The organism is Enterococcus moraviensis ATCC BAA-383 (genome assembly GCF_000407445.1).
Lineage (GTDB): Bacteria > Bacillota > Bacilli > Lactobacillales > Enterococcaceae > Enterococcus_L > Enterococcus_L moraviensis.
This window is the reverse complement of the sequence record NZ_ASWB01000002.1, coordinates 390541-408594: the sequence shown is the minus strand read 5'-3', so window position 1 is coordinate 408594 and position 18054 is coordinate 390541. Positions and strand designations below refer to the sequence as shown.

18 protein-coding genes and 1 pseudogene are annotated in these 18054 nt (G+C 32.2%); 7 read left to right on the top strand and 12 right to left on the bottom strand.

The window, feature by feature from the left end:
• Positions 1-23: 23 nt before the first annotated feature.
• Positions 24-629, top strand: a complete 606-nt coding sequence (locus tag I586_RS07935) for a recombinase family protein (RefSeq protein ID WP_010765666.1) — start codon at positions 24-26, stop codon at positions 627-629.
• On the opposite strand, the gene I586_RS07930 is transcribed toward I586_RS07935, so the two are convergent.
• Positions 626-1981: a reverse transcriptase/maturase family protein gene (locus tag I586_RS07930; protein WP_010765667.1), complete on the bottom strand. Its 1356-nt coding sequence runs from the start codon at positions 1979-1981 to the stop codon at positions 626-628. The genes I586_RS07935 and I586_RS07930 overlap by 4 nt on opposite strands.
• A gap of 515 nt (positions 1982-2496) precedes the next feature.
• Between I586_RS07930 and I586_RS07925 the strand changes: the two genes are divergently transcribed.
• Entirely contained in the window at positions 2497-3051 is a 555-nt protein-coding gene (locus I586_RS07925; RefSeq protein WP_010765668.1) for a tyrosine-type recombinase/integrase, read from the top strand.
• Positions 3052-3242: 191 nt separating this feature from the next.
• On the opposite strand, the gene pepG1 is transcribed toward I586_RS07925, so the two are convergent.
• Positions 3243-3368, bottom strand: coding sequence for a type I toxin-antitoxin system toxin PepG1 (pepG1, locus tag I586_RS17095; protein WP_071868125.1), 126 nt, complete (start codon positions 3366-3368; stop codon positions 3243-3245).
• A 381-nt stretch (positions 3369-3749) separates the two neighbouring features.
• Positions 3750-4142 carry a hypothetical protein gene (locus I586_RS07920; protein ID WP_010765669.1) on the bottom strand — a complete coding sequence of 131 codons (393 nt, stop codon included), beginning with the start codon at positions 4140-4142 and terminating at the stop codon, positions 3750-3752.
• A gap of 425 nt (positions 4143-4567) precedes the next feature.
• Here I586_RS07920 and I586_RS07915 point away from each other — a divergent pair, with 425 nt between their 5' ends.
• Positions 4568-5749, top strand: coding sequence for a hypothetical protein (locus I586_RS07915; protein ID WP_010765670.1), 1182 nt, complete (start codon positions 4568-4570; stop codon positions 5747-5749).
• Between the two features lie 324 nt (positions 5750-6073).
• Here I586_RS07915 and I586_RS07910 read toward each other — a convergent pair whose 3' ends face one another.
• Together I586_RS07910 and I586_RS07905 are read right to left on the bottom strand one after the other, a co-directional pair.
• The gene (locus I586_RS07910) at positions 6074-7072 is read right to left on the bottom strand and encodes a trypsin-like serine peptidase (protein ID WP_010765671.1); all 999 of its coding nucleotides are present in this window, start codon (positions 7070-7072) and stop codon (positions 6074-6076) included.
• Positions 7073-7075: 3 nt separating this feature from the next.
• Positions 7076-7483 carry a hypothetical protein gene (locus I586_RS07905; RefSeq protein ID WP_010765672.1) on the bottom strand — a complete coding sequence of 136 codons (408 nt, stop codon included), beginning with the start codon at positions 7481-7483 and terminating at the stop codon, positions 7076-7078.
• Positions 7484-7693: 210 nt separating this feature from the next.
• Here I586_RS07905 and I586_RS17575 point away from each other — a divergent pair.
• A pseudogene (locus I586_RS17575) lies at positions 7694-8094 on the top strand (transposase); the annotation flags it as partial.
• A gap of 64 nt (positions 8095-8158) precedes the next feature.
• Here the strand turns inward: I586_RS17575 and I586_RS07900 are convergent.
• On the bottom strand, positions 8159-9205 hold the full coding sequence (locus I586_RS07900) for an alcohol dehydrogenase catalytic domain-containing protein (RefSeq protein WP_010765673.1): 1047 nt from the start codon (positions 9203-9205) through the stop codon (positions 8159-8161).
• 535 nt (positions 9206-9740) lie between these two features.
• Between I586_RS07900 and I586_RS07895 the strand changes: the two genes are divergently transcribed.
• Positions 9741-10202 (top strand): MerR family transcriptional regulator, encoded by a 462-nt coding sequence (locus tag I586_RS07895; protein ID WP_010765674.1) that lies wholly within the window; start codon positions 9741-9743, stop codon positions 10200-10202.
• Positions 10203-10884: 682 nt separating this feature from the next.
• Here the strand turns inward: I586_RS07895 and I586_RS17090 are convergent.
• On the bottom strand, positions 10885-11094 hold the full coding sequence (locus I586_RS17090) for an LPXTG cell wall anchor domain-containing protein (RefSeq protein WP_081630803.1): 210 nt from the start codon (positions 11092-11094) through the stop codon (positions 10885-10887).
• Between the two features lie 112 nt (positions 11095-11206).
• On the opposite strand from I586_RS17090, the gene I586_RS07890 reads away from it, so the two are divergent.
• The gene (locus I586_RS07890) at positions 11207-12448 is read left to right on the top strand and encodes a helix-turn-helix domain-containing protein (RefSeq protein ID WP_244147871.1); all 1242 of its coding nucleotides are present in this window, start codon (positions 11207-11209) and stop codon (positions 12446-12448) included.
• A gap of 473 nt (positions 12449-12921) precedes the next feature.
• Here I586_RS07890 and I586_RS07885 read toward each other — a convergent pair whose 3' ends face one another.
• From I586_RS07885 to I586_RS07865, 5 genes are read right to left on the bottom strand one after another with little or no spacing between them, the layout of a single operon-like run.
• Complete coding sequence (locus I586_RS07885; RefSeq protein WP_010765676.1) at positions 12922-13452, bottom strand: hypothetical protein; 531 nt, start codon at positions 13450-13452, stop codon at positions 12922-12924.
• A 21-nt stretch (positions 13453-13473) separates the two neighbouring features.
• A complete protein-coding gene (locus I586_RS07880; protein ID WP_010765677.1) occupies positions 13474-15495 on the bottom strand; it encodes an ABC transporter ATP-binding protein/permease in 2022 nt (673 codons plus the stop codon).
• Position 15496: 1 nt separating this feature from the next.
• A complete protein-coding gene (locus I586_RS07875; protein WP_010765678.1) occupies positions 15497-16159 on the bottom strand; it encodes a hypothetical protein in 663 nt (220 codons plus the stop codon).
• Entirely contained in the window at positions 16143-16847 is a 705-nt protein-coding gene (locus I586_RS07870) for an ATP-binding cassette domain-containing protein (protein ID WP_010765679.1), read from the bottom strand. Before I586_RS07870 ends, I586_RS07875 begins: the two co-directional genes overlap by 17 nt.
• Complete coding sequence (locus I586_RS07865; RefSeq protein WP_010765680.1) at positions 16840-17211, bottom strand: GntR family transcriptional regulator; 372 nt, start codon at positions 17209-17211, stop codon at positions 16840-16842. Before I586_RS07865 ends, I586_RS07870 begins: the two co-directional genes overlap by 8 nt.
• Positions 17212-17446: 235 nt before the next feature.
• Here I586_RS07865 and I586_RS07860 point away from each other — a divergent pair, with 235 nt between their 5' ends.
• Positions 17447-18052 carry a Crp/Fnr family transcriptional regulator gene (locus tag I586_RS07860; protein WP_010765681.1) on the top strand — a complete coding sequence of 202 codons (606 nt, stop codon included), beginning with the start codon at positions 17447-17449 and terminating at the stop codon, positions 18050-18052.
• Positions 18053-18054 lie beyond the last annotated feature (2 nt).

The following is an 18054-nucleotide window of genomic DNA, read 5'->3' as shown; positions in this document are numbered from 1 at the left end:
ATAGCAAGAAAAGAGGAGTTTTTTTGAAGGTTGCATATGCAAGAGTTTCATCGATCGATCAAAGTTTGGAAAGACAAATTCAAGAATTTGAAAAATTAGGTGCAGAAAAAATATTTATAGAGAAAAAATCTGGAGCGACTGTTGAGCAACGTCCAATTTTTAAAGAAGCATTGGATTTTGAGAGAGAGTCTGATATTTTTATGGTAGAGGCAATCGATCGACTAGGTAGAAATTACGATGAAATTATTCTGACCGTCAATCAACTGAAAAACAAAAATGTTCAATTGATAATAACTAGTCTTCCTATTATGGCTGAAGCAATTGGTAATCCATTACTCGACCGCTTTATTAAAGATTTAATCATTCAGATTTTAGCTATGATTGCAGAGCAAGAACGAACGGAATCTAAAAGACGACAAGCCCAAGGAATTAAGATTGCAAAAGAGCGAGGAATTTATAAAGGGCGTCCGAAATTATATTCAGAAACAGCAAGAGATCTTCAAAAAAGGGCAATTTATCATCAAATTGTCGAAAAACTAGTAATGGGCATTTCTATTTCAGAAATATCTAAAGAGTTGGGAATCACCAGACAAACCGTCTATAGAATAAAAAAAGAACTGGAGAATTAAATATCTCTAGTTCTTATGTTCGTATGAATTTTGAAGCCTAAACGTTTTTCTACATATTTTTTTCGATTTTTTATTTGATTCATCATTATATTATTAGTGTTTGGAGATATACTATCAAATTTGATTTGTGCCTGTTTAGAATATGAAATAAAATTACTATGTTTCCCTTTTTTATCGCCAATATCTGTGTAAAGTTCGTATATTTTTTTTCGATAAGGAATCTTATCTAATCCTTTTTTTCTTTTTGTCCTATGAGCCTTATTAATCAGCTTTTTTGCATTCCGATAAAATTTGTAGGTACTTTTCCCGCGCATTTGTACAGTTTTTCCATCGAAGGTAAATCCTAAATAGTCTAAACTACTTTTTTTATTGTTTTCTAATAGTTTGATTTTGTTGTCTGCATAGAAGTACATTTCGGTCTTACTCTCATGAAGATTAATTTTATTATCTTCAGCCAAGGTCCTAACTTGCTGTTCAATTGATTTGAATTCTTCCTTTTTAAAACTCTGTTTCGGAATAATCAAAATGAAATCGTCAGAATATCTTCTGTAAATTCCTAAGTACTTGTTCGCTGTTTTTTGTAACGCTAAGTCAAAATCAATTGTATAAATATTTGCTAACACAGCACTTATTGCTGTTCCCTGAGGTATTCCTTTAATTAAATCAGGATTTGTTTTAGTCGTGTACACTTTTTGAAATTTTCTGAAATCACTCAATTGATTAAAGTAGCTTTTTCTTCCTGATTTCTTTATTTGTTTATCCGTTCCGAATAGATCAACAAGTAAATTTTTTTCATAATAACCATATTTAGTTACAGAATTAAATACATTGAACCAATCTTTACTCAATATTTTTACATCCAATACGGTTGCCAATCTCTGCTTTAATAATGAATGCTGTAAGCTATCAAAAAAATGGGTAAAATCACCAACTAAAATAAATGCTTCTTCATATTTTACGATACTATTTATTACCTCTGCTGCAAAATCAATATTAGATTTTCCTTTTTTGTTATTTCTATAGGCTGTTACACAATCATCAATACTCCTATTTAAGCAAAATTCATTGTATTTTGGATTTAATAGTTCATCAGCATAGTACTTATAAATAAAATTATCCCAGTGTCCCGCATACATTATCTTCCGAGTTTTTTCTTTGATCGGTCGATTATTTCTTTCTAAGTCGTTTTTACCAGTATATTTATCAAAAGAATCTACATAATGAATAAAAGGCAAAAAACTATGTCCAGCAATCTTTTTAGGATTAGTAACATAGTTTTCTGCATTTTCAATCTTCACTCTATGATCAAAATGCAAATATGTTTTTGTTTGATATTTATTAGAACTTAACATATCTACACCTCATTTTTGGAGCTGGAAGGAACGGCAGACTTGATTTCTGACAAATATTCCTTCCTGCGCAGAGCCGTATGGACTGCTTTATCGGCCATTTTTTATAAGCAGCAAATCGACAGATTCAACTAATCTGTTATAGTATTATTGACTGGTTCATGAAAGGAGAAATTCAAATGAACATATCTGTATCACTTGTTCTCAACTTATCAATCACGTTAATTCAAGAAGTATTAATAATTCTTGATATTAACTCAAAGCTACACTTACCTGAACATTTCAAGCAGTTCGTGCTTGCAAGTCTGAAACACTATATTCTGTCACCTATTACATGACAGGCACATATATTCTAACATAAATTAGAAATTATTTCTAACTAAATATAGAGAAAAAAATCGATTAAAATATGTGCAATTTACCTCTAAAAGTAACAAGGTTTGTATTTCCGATAGCTCTCAATGCGTTATTATGCTAAAATATAGATATAATAACACATTCTATCAGGGGGTAAAATCATGAGTTACAACGTGCAGCCATTACGATCAAATGACGAAATTAATGACTTTCTTTTTTTCCTACGTCGGCATCGATATGCCAAAAGAGACGTATTTCTTTTTTTGTTCGGAATCAACACAGGATTGCGAATGTCAGATATTGTTTGTCGTAAAGTAAGTGACATTAAATATTCCAGTACTCCCCAAATTATTGAGAAAAAAACGGGAAAAAAAAGAACCCTCTATTTAGAGAGTATGCAAAGTCAGATTGAAGACTATATAAAAGACATGGACGATAATGATTGGTTATTTCCTAGTCGAAAAGGATCTGATCACCTTCAGCCAAAAGCTGTTTACAAAATTTTTCAAAAGGTTGCAGCTGGCTTAGATAGAAATGACATCGGAACACACACTCTTCGTAAAACATTTGGCTATCACTATTACAAACGTACAAAAGATATTGTCTTTTTAATGGAAATATTCGGTCACTCAAATCAACAAATCACTAAGCGATACATTGGGATCACACAAGACGAAATAAGCGATTCTCTTAAAAATTTCCGTCTAGGCTTCTAAATGTAACGAACAATCATTACACCAAGTAACAACTCAATAGATCGCTGACTGGAATTCCAATAACAAAAGTGTTATTATGTATATGTAAAGAGGACGTACTCGACATACGCCCTCAGTGTAGAACCGTTTAAGACGGCAGCATGGTTTAAATTAGTTAAAAAATAACCGTTATCCAGCTAAAGATAAGACGGTTATTTTTTTTTGTCTTTTTTAAGCAAGTCTACAACCAACTTGATCAAAGCAATAGTAAACATACCAAAGCTTATAATCAGTTGTATTGTTTCCAATGCTGACAAAAGGCTTCTCCTTTCGTAGATTTAGTACATACAATCATATGCACCACCTCCTCAAAGATAGCCACCGCCTCAACTTCTCTACTATTAAATTATAGCATAATACACGCCTTCATAAATTATTTTTTATCTTGCCCCATAAACGAATGTTTTTGGGAAACACACTTTTAAGAGAATCGGACACAATCGGATTGTGTCTGAATTATTCATGTTAAACTTTCTACTATTTTTATTACTTAGGATTGTAAATTTTAATACCTGGTATCTTGATATAGATCCTTCGTTTCTAATAAATCAATACTTTAAGTTTTTGATAGTGTAGTTATAAAAAATTCACTAATCCATCTGATTAGTGAATTATCGATTGCAATTAAGATTACAGAAGTATGCAAATTAATATACAATCTATTTATTATATTTAAAGACAAATTTATAACTGATTCTCAAACTATCTTTTTCATAAATATAATATTTTGAAAAAGATTGAGTGCCTTGAGGATTTTCTATTTTGCTAATAGATATTGTTAAAATTTTCTTATTATCAAATTCGTTTTCAAGTATAAATCTGTACACAATACCAGAGTTTGAATTGTTAATTTCATATTCTACATCAATCAGTTTAACATCTTTGGTAATATAATTATTATTATCTTGAATTTCTAAACTAGCTTTTCCTTGCAAAGTTTCAACAATATCAGCAGAAAAAAAAGGATCAAATTCTTCTTTAACAACATTATCCATTGGATCTTCAATAGATTCAATCAAAAATGATTCTATATTATTTTTGATACTCTTCATTAAAAAACCTCCTTTATTAGTTTCTTGTCTTTTTGTAATTTATACAATTCAATTATACAATATTAGTAGCTATGTGTACATTATTTCAATCAAAAGAATATTTTCCATGTTTTATGTAAGATTTTGTATACGATAAAAATGAATGTTTTTGGCATAGACACTTTTAAATGGATTGAAACCAGATAAGCTTGTCAGATTATTTAAAAGTAATATTTATGATTGTGACTTTTGATAGCCTATTATCTTGATTCTTCCATCTAATATTTATTCAATCGATACTTTTAAGTTTTGATAGCATAATATTAAAGTTCATTATCCACTTACTTTCATCTTTCTCCCAAATAACTTTCTATTTTCACCGATTTTAACAAATAAAATAAATTGGGTGATATAATATACAAAGACTATTAAGGAGGTCGAACTTAATGAATGGATTATTTGGTGATAATATTTTCTTTCTTTTTCTTTTTGCTTGCATAACGATAATGAATTATTCTAGAATGTCTGAAACTCAAAAAATGATTTTGTTTTATTTAATGACATTTGGCTTAGCCATACTAAAAATCATAAGTATCAATGAGAGTCTATTATTTTTATTTATTGTTTCATTTCTCTATCTTGAATTTTTAACTGAGGATTCGGAAAAAATTAAATTTATTACAAAGCTTCGATACAAGCTTCTGGATTTCTTTTTTTTAATGGTCTTTCAGTATCAGTTCATACTCTTGTTAATTTCCTTTGTCTTCGCTAGTACCAGGTTTCAAACTTATATTTCTTATATGAATTTTTTCCCTTCTAATCTAAGTAATTCATTAGTTCAATTGTTATCGATAATCTTTTTTTTCATAGCAATATTTAGAATGTCACAAGAAAAATTTAAGATCAAAAGTTTTCATGCGTTACTCACTGAAGTATTCATTCCACCAATAAATGAAAGTGACTTAGATCCATATGAAAAATACTTTGAGATTTTGGTTCGTATGGAGGATAAAACTTATCTTTCTAGAAAAAAAATTGGCCATGCTATTTCCTTTGAACTACTCTCTTCTAAAACAAAAAATTTTTGGAAATCAATTAGAAGTGTAGGGTTCAAAGGTACACTAAAAATATATGGTAATATTCCACAGTTTTTTCGTGGTTATTCTACTTTAGAAATGCAATTAGTACGCTCTGTTGCTCTTGACTCAGGTTACAATCAAACACTGACGAAAAAAGTATTTGAAATTCTCTACACAATTATTATTTTCAATAGCATGAAAGAATATTACAATAGAAATGATTACGTGAATAGTGATCGATTTAAAGAATACTTACTCAGTGTTTATGTGTATAATATCCGAACAAACATTAATGGAACTGTTTTCTCAAATATGATCAAATACCTTGGAAACGACATTAATGACTGGTCACAAGAAAAATTTTATTTGGCTTGTCTAGGACTCCCTTATCAAGAGTTTTCACCTTATTATATTTTGGAACTTTATAAAGATATTATTGATGAACTTTCACTTGATACGGACTTCATTAAGTCTGAAGTAAATAGATTAGGATCTATAGAAAGAAACTATTATGGCGCAGAAAAAGAAACCACTGAATATATATTCTAAAAAACAGCTACTGACACTTAACCGGTGAGAGTAGCTGTTTTTCTATTTGAACATTTTTCTGTAATGTCCTTATCCTAAAAATGAATGTTTTCGGGAATACTACAATTAAGAAAAGCTGATACTATTTTTTGTGTCAGCTCTGTTGCTGTTCAAATTATGATCATGACTTTTGATAACCTAATATCCTGATTGCTGTTATTTGTTTTTATACCATCAATACTTTTAAGTTTTGATAGTCGGAACCTTAAATGATAAAAAAGTTAAGAAATCGATAGGATATAATCCGATTTCTTAACTTAATTTATTTCTTTTTTACATTTTTAATTATTTAAATAATGCATTCACTACTGTTGAACTCATTTTTACAGATCTTGATACTCCGTTCCCAGAATTAGAATGTATTCCAATAACCTGATTTGATGCATTCATTACTGGACCACCGCTCATCCCTGGTGCAGATTGAATTCCCGAAGATTCATATAACCAACCAAACCATTTATTGTGGGTGGCGGTCACTAAGTTACCCGAACTTTTGGAAAAAGTAACGTCATTAACTTTCCCATTGTATCCATAGAGCATACCATAACCTCGACTTGGTGGATCTTTCAAAATGCTCAAATTAGCTGGGGCTTTACCAGCATAAAACTTTACTTTCAAATGTCCAAAATCTGATCTCCAAGCATCCTGTAATGGGGTTTGAATCCAATCCATATTGGTAACTTGTTGCGTGATCCCGTAAAGAGCTGTTGTATTGATACCACCTGTCTTTGATCGTGTACATCCTAATAATATGCTGCCAGATCCAGCCCAACCATAACCATGCTCTTTATCATAAAATACATGACCAGCAGTTGCAAATCTATCATTGGCAATCTTAAAAGCTGTAGCTGAACCATGTTCCACTCTTCCATCACTTAAAAAATAGTATAACTTTACTTTACCAATACTGCTATTTGGGTTTCCAGTAACGGGGGCAGAAACTCTTGCTCTAGTTAGTGGATTATCTAATTCACCAAAAGATTCCTCAAATGTTATCTCTTCTCCAGAATTTATGTCCGTTATTCTAATTTCCCCAGTGTAATCAGGAAATTTTTTTCTATATGCTTCTTTAACAATTTGATCCCACTTATCACCGTCAATAGTAATTTCTTGCGCTCCACTTCTAGTCATTTTTTTTGTCATGCTAGCACTGAAATCAATAGACTCAGCTTCTTTTGTTTGAATATCTGTCTCTACTTGCGTTGCTTCGGCTTTCCCCCAAAAAAGTACAGAACTTAGCAGAATCGTTAATAACGTAGTCAGTAATAGGCCCTTTTTTCTCATTTTTTACTCTCCCTTTTTGTTGTATATAATACTTTTTACTTCATATTCATCTGAGTTATGTCCATTTGAATAATAGACTGTCACTTTTATTTCATTTGACTGTATTTCAGAAAGCTTAATCGCTAAGTCCAATTCTGATTTTTCTTTACTAAGAACTGAACTAGTTAGCATCAAGTCACCATGAATACTATCAACTAATTCCCACTTACCATCTTTCTTTATTGAATACTCAGTCTCAGAATCTAAAATCATGATATCCTCATTAGTATGATTCTCAATTTGTAATTTCGTCCCATCAAATTTCAAGCCAATAGGTTCTTCTTTTTTAGGAACTTCTTTCGTTCTTCTATCAACTTTTGAACACCCTACCATTAATACTATGAGCAAACTTAACAAAACAAATTTTTTCACTGTTAATCCTTTCATAATTTTTTTAAGTTTCATATCGACAATTATATCATATAAAAAGACAAAAACAATATCTTTCTAATTCGACAAAATAACCACTACCAAAAACGAATGTTTTGGGCATAAGTAAATAATATAGATATCAACTTCATCCTAAACCATTTTTGAGCAATTCTATTGAACATTTTCTATCGTTATAGTAGGAGCAAAAATTGTCCTCTTCGAAGCCAATGTACAAAAGCGAGGAGTGACAAGAATCATGAGATTCAAAAGAACATGAACTGGTAATACTTTAAAGCGAAAATTCAACAGCTGCTTTCAGAAGAAGAAACAGGTAAACTCTATCGCCAACAAAAATTGACGTCGAACCAGCTTTTGGACATCTGAAGGCTGGTTTAGGGTTCACTCGTTTCTCTGTTCGAGGAAAACAGTAGACACACAATGAAATTGGATTCGTGTTAATGGCAGTAAATTTAAGGAAATATAGGCTAAGTAAGCCAGAAAATAAGAAGGATTCTCCCAATAATCTAAAAAATAGAAGACCGAAAATCGTAAAAAATGATTTTCAGTCTTCTATTATAAGGTTCTTGGGACTTACCTCCCAAGCTCTTTAGAGAATTAATATATCATTGTGTTGAAGATTCATCCAATTTAGTTACTTTTTTAAAACTTATAATCTTATTTAGATACAACAACCATTGATTTAATTGTTTTACGGTCTTGCATGTCTTGATAGGCTTGATTAATGTTATCTAAGTTATACATTTGGGTGAAAACACGACCAGGATTGATATTGCCATCTAAAACTTCTTTTAAAAGAAATTGTTTGTTATACGTCGTTACAGACGCAGAACCACCAGCTATTGAAATATTTTGTGCGAATGTTGAACCTAGTGGTCGATTATTGTAATGTGGTACTCCTACATAACCAATTCTACCCCCATTGCGAAGAACTCCAATGGCTTGTTCAATAGCAGATTCTGTTCCCACGCATTCGAGAGCAGCATCTGCACCACCACTAAGAATCTCACGGACTTTGTTAATTCCCTCTTCACCACGTTCGGCTACGACAGAAGTAGCTCCTGAATCAAGTGCCATGTTCTGGCGATCTTTGTGTCGGCTCATAAGAACAATTTGAGAAGCACCACGCATTTTCGCAGCAATCACTGCACACTGACCTACAGCACCATCACCGATAACAACAACTTTATCACCTTTTTTAACATTAGCACAACGCGCTGCATGATAGCCTGTCGGCATCACATCTGCTAAAGTTAATAACGACTTAATCATACCTTCTGTATAATCTGATGGTTGACCAGGAATTTTGATCAAAGCCCAATTTGCATAATGGAATCGTATATATTCCGATTGAAAACCATTAGACCAGTTAGTAAAACCTTGATGACGATCGCATGTACCGTCAAATCCTGCGCGGCAAGCATCACATTCACCACAGCCGTGAGTAAATGGCACAATAACAAAATCTCCAGGTTTTACAGAAGTGATGGCAGAACCAATTTCTTCAACTATCCCAAGAGCTTCGTGTCCATCGTTGATTGAGTGTGCTTCTTTGTTGTCACCATGAGAATATGACCATAAATCAGAGCCACAAACACACGCACGGACAACTTTGATAATAACATCATCATCAGCTTGTAAATGTGGTTTGTCCACTTCTTGAACTGTTACTAGACCAGCTTTTTCAAAAATTGTAGATTTCATATTAATAGTACCTTGAACTACCGAATGCACATAAACGCTAAATTATTCGGAATTCTTTTCCTTTCAACTTTAATATATTAACTAATATTTTTACTTAATTCAAATAAATAGTAACCATTCCTCTTGAACTTGTATAGCCTGTACTAACTGCAATTGCTTGAACGAAGTTCCCATAAGAAAGATCATATTGGATAGCAATTACTTTATAATATAAATCTCCTAAATCTGAACTTCATTTTTTTATTTCTATCAACTAAAATAAAGCTAGTTCCTTCTTTAGTTGATAGTTAGGCCGCTTTCCTCCCAATTACGTCTTTAACTTCAATTATAATGAAAATTTTATTTTTTTGAAATCATTAAAATTCCTCCTTGTTTTTTACATATATTAAGCGCAACAGTCAAATTAATATATATACAATTTTTCAGTACTCAATTTGAATTAGTTATTGACAAATTTCTTCGCCAACTTTATATTAAGTTTACACTTAATAGTCAACTATCAGTCAAGTATTTTTTTTAATTTAGGAGGATAAGAATGTATCTAACAATTAATGATATTTCAAAAAAAACTGGTTTGACACCGTACACTCTACGATATTACGCAAAAGAAGGACTATTTGATTTTGTAGAACGTAGTTCTAATAGCGTAGGTACAAGAATGTTTAAGCCAGCTGATTTAGAATTCATCCATATTATTCAATGCTTAAAAAGTACAGGAATGTCTATTAAAGATATAAAATCCTTTGTAGATTGGACTATGGAAGGTGATTCTACAATTAACAAGCGACTGACAATGTTTAAGGAGAGACAGAAAGAACTCGAAAAACAAATTAATGAGTTACAAGATGTTCTAAACGTAGTCAAATACAAACGTTGGTATTATGAAACAGCCAACGATTTAGGGACTTGTTCTATTTACGACTTAATTGAATCTAGTCAAATCCCTGAGAATATGATTGAAATAAAAAATAGGTTGAATGACCTTCATAATGTTTAAAAAAAATATTAAATAATTCATTATTTTCAGCATTTGTAGAGATAAAATCCGCTCAAATTATCATAAAAATTCTTAAAAATAACAAGATTAGTAATATGAATCGAATAAATATACTTCTTACTTAGTTGTTCTAGGTTGGAAGTTTGTTTTAGTGGTGCAAAATAACCTTTAAAAACTGCGTAATTTATCTTTTAATGTGACAGGATTTTTATTTCTAATAGCTCCAAATATGTTATTATGCTAAAATATAACTATAATAGTGCATTGTATACCAAAAGAGACGTATTTCTTTTTTGAGGGAATCCACACAGGGTTATGATCGAGAAAAAACAGAAAAAAAGAACCCTCTATTTAGAGAGTATGTAAAACGTTTGACTATCATTATTACAAACGTAAAAAGAATATATAGAAAATATCTGTTACTAAAAAATAACCGTTATCCTACTAAAGATAAGACGGTTATTTTTTGTCTTTTTAAGTAATCTTACAATCCATGTAGTAGGTTAATAATATGATAATTGACTACTATCATTATTAAGAAGCTCTTCTGATCTGATTTCTGTACACTTATTCCCGTCCACTTTTTTACTCGCAGACTTATTTTTACTTTATCACTATAGATTTCTATATTAGACTCTATCTTTTATGGTGAAACCACGACGTCCCTGGTTCATTTATCAAACTACATCTTTTTTTTGAGATACCGCTCATAACCGATCACAAAACAAACTATGCTTAAAATACTAAATCCAACTAAAATATAAGCTGAGTTTTTCATTTCTCCTGTTTTAGGTAACAGATGCTTGGTACTATTTGGGGTTCTTTTCTTGTAGTCCTTGCCATCAAACGGGCTGCCTATCGATTGATTGACTACTCTATTTGTGATTTCCATTTTTTTATATACACAGGAACAAGCTGAGAAGTTTGATAGTAGCCAAGAATTAATCCAATTAATCAAAAAGAGTAAAGTTTACTGCTCATTTAAGGACGAATCTCAGCTAGTTATGTTTATTACATTTATTGTTGAACAAAGTATTTCTGTACAATTATTAAGAAGCCTTTTTTTTAATGAAAAATTAAGTCGTATCAAGTTTTCAATTGAACATTATATTAGTGAATCCACATTCAGAAGAACTATTCATTCCTTTAGAAAACAAATCACTCCATTTGATATACAATTAAAAAGCAAACAGCGTTACTACTATTTAATTGGTGATGAATTACACGTTCGTTTCTATGCTTACCTTGCTTTTTGGGCAACTTACCAAAGAGTTTCTTGGCCTTTTCCTATTTCTGAACCAAAAATACGAACTACTCTTACGCACTTACTTGGTGATAACTTTCTTTCGTTGGATCCTCCTTATCAAAAAAAATTATGTTATTTATTAGCTGTTAACTATCATCGATGGAAGCTGGGTCACACCCCCACAGCAAAAAATATGAATCTGATTATTTGTCACACTATTTCTAAAAAGTACCTTGAAACTATAAAGAGCACATCTTTTTTGCGTCCTTTAAATTGGACCGAAAATGAGGCTGTTTTCTTTTTAAGTCAACTTCAGGCAGAAGCCTTTATTTATGCAACTACTTTAGGCGATTTTTTTACTGAACACCATCGGTCTATAGATTCTACTCCTTTTTGTTCATCTGCCATTTATAAAGAAGAACTATTAAACTTTTATTCACTTCGCCTACCTATAGAAAATGTTAAATTATTCGATTCATACTCCTTAGCTAGCCATATACACGCTAGCCTGTATAAAGGTTTTGGTGGCACTTTAGGCGGGTATGATTCAGCTATTATTAGTTCAAGTGATTATCCTAACTTGTATAAAGAAATGACTAATTTTATTAAACATCTACAAACCATGCATCCTGAAAAAAATTTTGACAATGGAAAATACCTTCTTTATCGCTATGTCTTATTATTTAGTATAGTGGAAAAGCAAGTCTTTTTTGAGCCACCAATTTATGTAAAGTTCGTTACAGATCAATCAATGATAGTTCAAACTTTAGTGAGTTCGAAAATTAATTCCATTTTTTCACATGAATTTAACCTTATTTTCTTATCCGCTTCAGATACTGCTCAAGCAGATATTAGTATTTCAACATCTGTTATTCCAGACCTATTCAACTATTTAGAACGTTCTCAAGCCACTTACATAAGTAATGAGCTATCTTCAAGCGATATACAAGTTCTTCGCGCAGTATTTAAAAAAATAGTCACATCAAAAGAGCAGCCTTGACAGTATAACAATAAAAAATACCAAGGAAAATCAATAATTATTTGATTATTCAAAAAAATGCTGTTTTTGGGAGTTGAACATTTAAAAAGAGCTGACACATGAAAACTGTGTCAGCTCTTTTATTACTCAATCATAAGATCTTTCCTTTTGATCGCCTAGTATTCTGATTGTCGGTACTCAATTTTCTTTGATTGATACTTTTAATTTTTGATAGTCAGGATTGTTAAAAAAATTGTTGAAATACTTCTTTTTCAATAAAAACTGTTTGTCTCTTTATTTCTTCACTAAATCTATTCAAATCTATGATCTCAACTGTATCATTTTCTGTTGAACTACTAACACTTACAGATAGCTGTATTTTTTAAGGATAATCGAAAACAATAACACTTGAAGAGATAGAACTATTTAAGATAGTTATTTAGATTTGTTCTCTGTAAAAGTATTAAAAATTGTTGCACTTAAAGAACGAACCCTTAATTCAATAAAAACTCTTTGATTTTTCTGCTAAAAACCGTAACATTTTCTGATTTAGAAGCAGCAGTTGTCACATCTAGGTATCCAGGGTCCTTAGACCATACACCTGAATCAGCCGTTAGATAAACACTTAATTTCTCTTCACCTTTATGCTTATTGATATAGTCTAATGCTGGTTTTGGAGGGTCACTTGATTGGACAGTGGACAAGATGATTATTTTATCCCAGTCTTCGACTTTATTTTCTGCGATTTCTTCAACTGGTTCTACTTTCAAATAAATATTTTCATCTACTAAATTACGTTTAACTTCATCGATCACCTCATTTTTAAATGCACGATCTTGAGTATAGATTACGGCTTTGTAGACATTTGGTTTATCCTTTAGTTCCTCATTTATTTCATAACTTGAAATGACGCCTTGTGCTCTAGCTAAACGATAGTAGCCTAAAAATCCAGCCGCTCCTAATACGAGCAGTATAATTCCAATCAATCCGTATTTAAACATTTTATTTTTCCATAATTTTTTCATTTTGTTTTCCTACTTTCTTTTTTATTCGTAACGTAATGCTGTAATTGGATCTAATTTTGCTGCTTTTGCTGCTGGATATAAAGCGAATATCACTCCTAATATACCCGTTATTCCTAAAGTTGCTAATGCATTGAGTGGTGCTATTTGAACAATTTGGTTAAATCCTATGCTAGATTCTATCAGTGGATTCGCTATAAATTGAATCAAATAAGCAAACGTGACTGAGATTATATTCGATAAAAGCATAATGTAGATAGCTTCCATTCTAAACAGACGCTTGATATAGCCTTTTTTATATCCAATAGAACGCAATACACCTATTTCTTTGGTTCGCTCGACAACACCGATATATAAAACAACCGCAATCATCACGCCTGCTACAATTAGAGAAAGTCCTGCAATGAAGGCCAATAAATAAACAATAATATCTGTAAATTGTTTAAAGGTATCTAAAAATGATGAAGCATTTGTGATTGCATAATTTTCATATGCTGGATCTTCTTTGTATTTTTCAATGAACACTTCAGCAGCTTCCGGATTTTTAGCAAAGGCATCGATTGTATAAATCGGTCTATCGATCCCGATAGTTTTGATCATTTCCTCAAAGAGTTTTGGTGATGCCATAACCCCTTGAACAAACCCTTCCTCATCTGGTGAAATAACACCTAGAATCACTGTTTCAACTTCAATAGGTCCATCATTTTGTGATTGCTCACGTCTCTGTTCGCGCCCTTGATAAACTAAAGTAATTGGTTTGGAGATTAATTGCTCTACTTTTTCTTTAGTCAATTCTGAATTTTTCAATCCTAATAATTCTCTCGCAACAGAGGCTGGTAAAACAATTCCTGTTTTTTCAGCAGTTATAAAGCTACCAGCCAATAAATAACCGTCTGACACTGTATTAGTTTTGTATCTTTCTTTACTGAGATTTGCCTCATCCATTTGTGTTGGCGGGAGATTTTCAATAAGTTGCTCCTGATATTTAAAACGGATTCCTGTAATATGGGACCGCTCGTATACTTCTGTAATCCCTTCACTTTCATACAATTTTTTTAGTTTTTTTATTTCTTCCACTTTCAATAATTCTGAGGGCCTAGGCGGTCCCCCTCGTTCTGGGTCTTGATAATAAGAAGTTATTTGATTTGGAGAATAAGCTGTTTGAAAAAATCCCCCCAGTACATCAGTGATACCATTGCCGATACCTAAAGCTAATAAAATCGCAGTTATACCGATCGAGGTCCCAAAAGCTACTAATAAATTTCGCAAAATCCGGCTGAAAAAATTTTTACTGACAAGCTTCAAAGTGGCACCTAAAGAAAGTGCAACGCTGGAAACCGTTTTGTTTTGAGATTGGTTTGGGTTAAAATCAGGTTCTTTGATTCGATCGTCACTAAGAATTCGACCATCTTTTACTCTTACTGTCTTTGTAGCAAAACGCATTAAGCTTTCATCATGAGTGACCGTAATCACAAGTGTCCCCTCATTACTTAATTGTTTCAATAATTCAATAATTGATGCTGCGGTGACTAAATCTAACGCCCCTGTAGGTTCATCTGCTATGATTACCTTAGGATCATTGGCAAGGGCTCGAGCAATCGCCACACGTTGTTTTTGACCGCCAGAAAGTTGGCTAGGATACTTATTCGCATGATCTGCCAAACCAACTCTGGTCAAAAGCTGTATTGCTCGATTTGTACGCTCATCAGGACTCAGTGTTTTCTCTAAGTAAAGAGCACTTTTGACATTTTCACACACTGATAAATGCGAGAGTAAATTGAAATTTTGGAAAACAAACCCAATCTCATTTTTATGAAAGTCATCCATATTTTCTGATTTTAAGTTTTGTCCTTCATAGAGAATTTCCCCCTCATAAGCAGTATCGAGCCCACTAATGATATTTAGCAATGTAGTCTTACCGCTTCCACTGGCGCCTAATATCAAAGCAAAATCACCCGCTTTAAAATGGGTCGTGATTTCATGTAAGACTGGTTCTTTTTTATTATCGATCGTAAAGCTTTTCGACACTTTCTGTAGTTGATACATTCTATTCCTCCTTTCGTTGATTTTTTTCCAGCCAAAGATAAACAAACACGATTATTGCAGACAAACAGGCATTTAAAATAAATGTGCTCGGGTAAAATCCACCATGATTGAGCGTTAAGCTTCCATCTATGTTAAGAGGAAAGTAATGACGAGCTACATCATTCAAAAGAAGAATTACAAACCAGCCGATTGCAACAACAGCTCCTTTTGATAGATTGGGTAACCAGAGTTTCGCAATCACAGCTCTAAACAAAATCAAATAACTGATCATACCAGCTAAATAAACGGCTAGTTCTATTGCTATGATGAGTATCTGTAAAAGACTTAATGAAATAGTCGTAAAATTAAACACTAGATTGATTGCTGCAATCACGACCACTTGAATGTAAGAAAGTAAATATTTTGCTGTGATTTTTTTAAAAGTCGACTGATTTGCTGTACTTGCTAGCGTTTGCTGGGTCGATTGAACATCTAGCCGATTGATACGCCAAGACAGCACAACTGCTGTAATAAATGAAATAAGAATCGGCAGACGTTCCCACCGTGATTCAGGCATGATTAATTGAAAAACATATTTGGCAAAATAGCTTGTTAAAATCAACAGTAAATTACTAAAAAAGAACTTCTTGGTTTTTTCATGATAAAAATTAAATAAATGTATCATCGGCTTCCTCCTCATAGATTTCTTTTAGAGACATTCCTTTTTGCTCTCGTAACTCTTCTAGATTGATTACTTCACAATATCTAAAAGGATTCATAAACAAAACATCTGTAAATAAGGTGTCCATCTCCTCAATAAAATTAGTAGAAACAATAATCATTTTGTTTTCTCCACTGGCTTTTCTCAACATCTTTTTTACTTGAATACGGGAGGGATAATCCAAATAGGCAAAAGGCTCATCTAATAAAAAAATGGTTGTAGCTTTTGCATACTCACAAGCTATTTTGACTTTGATTTTGGTCCCCTCTGATAGTTCTTGCCATTTTTGTTTTAACGAGATATGCCATAGTTCTAATTGAGCTACTGCTGTTTCCAACTGAAATGCTGGGAACAAAAGAGCGTATTCCACTACTATTTGTCGCACCGTTTCGTTTTCTTCAAAATAATTTTTCGTCGAAACATACGCAATATTTGCTTTGAACCCCAAGCTACTTTGTGGTTGATCATTGTAGTTGATCATTCCAGTATTGACTTGTTTTTGTCCTGAAATACAGTCCAATAGTGTTGTTTTTCCTGTCCCATTTTTCCCTAAAATCCCTAGAATCTGACCTTCGTATAAATTAAACGATAGCTCTTGAAAAACGTTTTTCCGATAGTGCTTCCCACTATTTATTATTTGTAATTTATTCATTTGTACTCCTCACAATCCGTTCAATGATATGCTCTCTTTCATTTTGCGTTAGTTCTAATTTTCTTAATTGTGTGATAAAGGCTGCCAAATGTGCTTCAATCAAGCGTAAACGTAAATCGCTTATTCTTTCGGTTTTGTTTGTCACGAACTTTCCAATTCCTCTCTGGCTGATCAACATTTCTTCTTTTTCTAAAACACTGTAAGCTCTTTGAATCGTGGTTGGGTTTACTTCCATGTCTTCGGCTAATTGTCTAACAGATGGAACTTTTTCATTTTGTTGCCAATGATCACTTGCGATCCAATGCTCAACTTGTTCGATGATTTGTTGATAGATAGGTCTATTCCCGTCATAATTCACAAGCATCCTCCCTTTCCTAGTTACTCACTGTACTGCTTACGTCACACACTCAGCTGATAAACCTTATTTTAGAGGAAATAAAAAAAACAATTTATATCAATGATATAAATTGTCGCTTTCTAATTTTATAGACTTAAACTCAAAAAAAATCTAGTTATGTTATACTTTTTACACTTAGAATAATGCAAGCTGCATTTGAAAGGAGACGGTTAACATCGAATTATATAAAGATAATGCTGCGTTGATTGAGTACTTAAAGCAAAATGCGCCTCATGATTGTATCGAAAAAAAATATGATAAAAATAGTCTGATCATTGACGAATATGAAAAAACTACTACTCTTTATTATGTTGTGGATGGGGTTATTTCGGTTGAAATTCTCAACGAAGGCAAACGTTATATTTCTTCTTTTATTTTACAAAATGACTTCTTTGGTTTAGACAGTTTTTCCACTTTTAAACAAAAAGAACATAGTATTCGGGTGATTAGTGAACAGGCTACGATTTTTTCTATATCAAAAGAGATGCTGCTTCATTCATTAAATAAAGTCCCTCACTATTATGAGTTACTGCTGACTAATTTTGCAGATATCTTCCAGCGCCATTATAGTTATTTCAATTTTTTACACTTACCATCAACTGAACGAATCAAACAAGCTTTAATTTATTTAAGCGATCATATCGGTATTTTAACGGTAACAGACCAATTGGAACTTCCCAAATTTATCACGCAGGAAATTTTGTCAAAGTTCTGTCGTACTTCTCAATCTAGGATTTCTATTTCTTTAAATGAGCTGCAGAAAACGGGATGGCTGCTCAAGAAGAAAGTACCTATCACTCTAAACTAAAA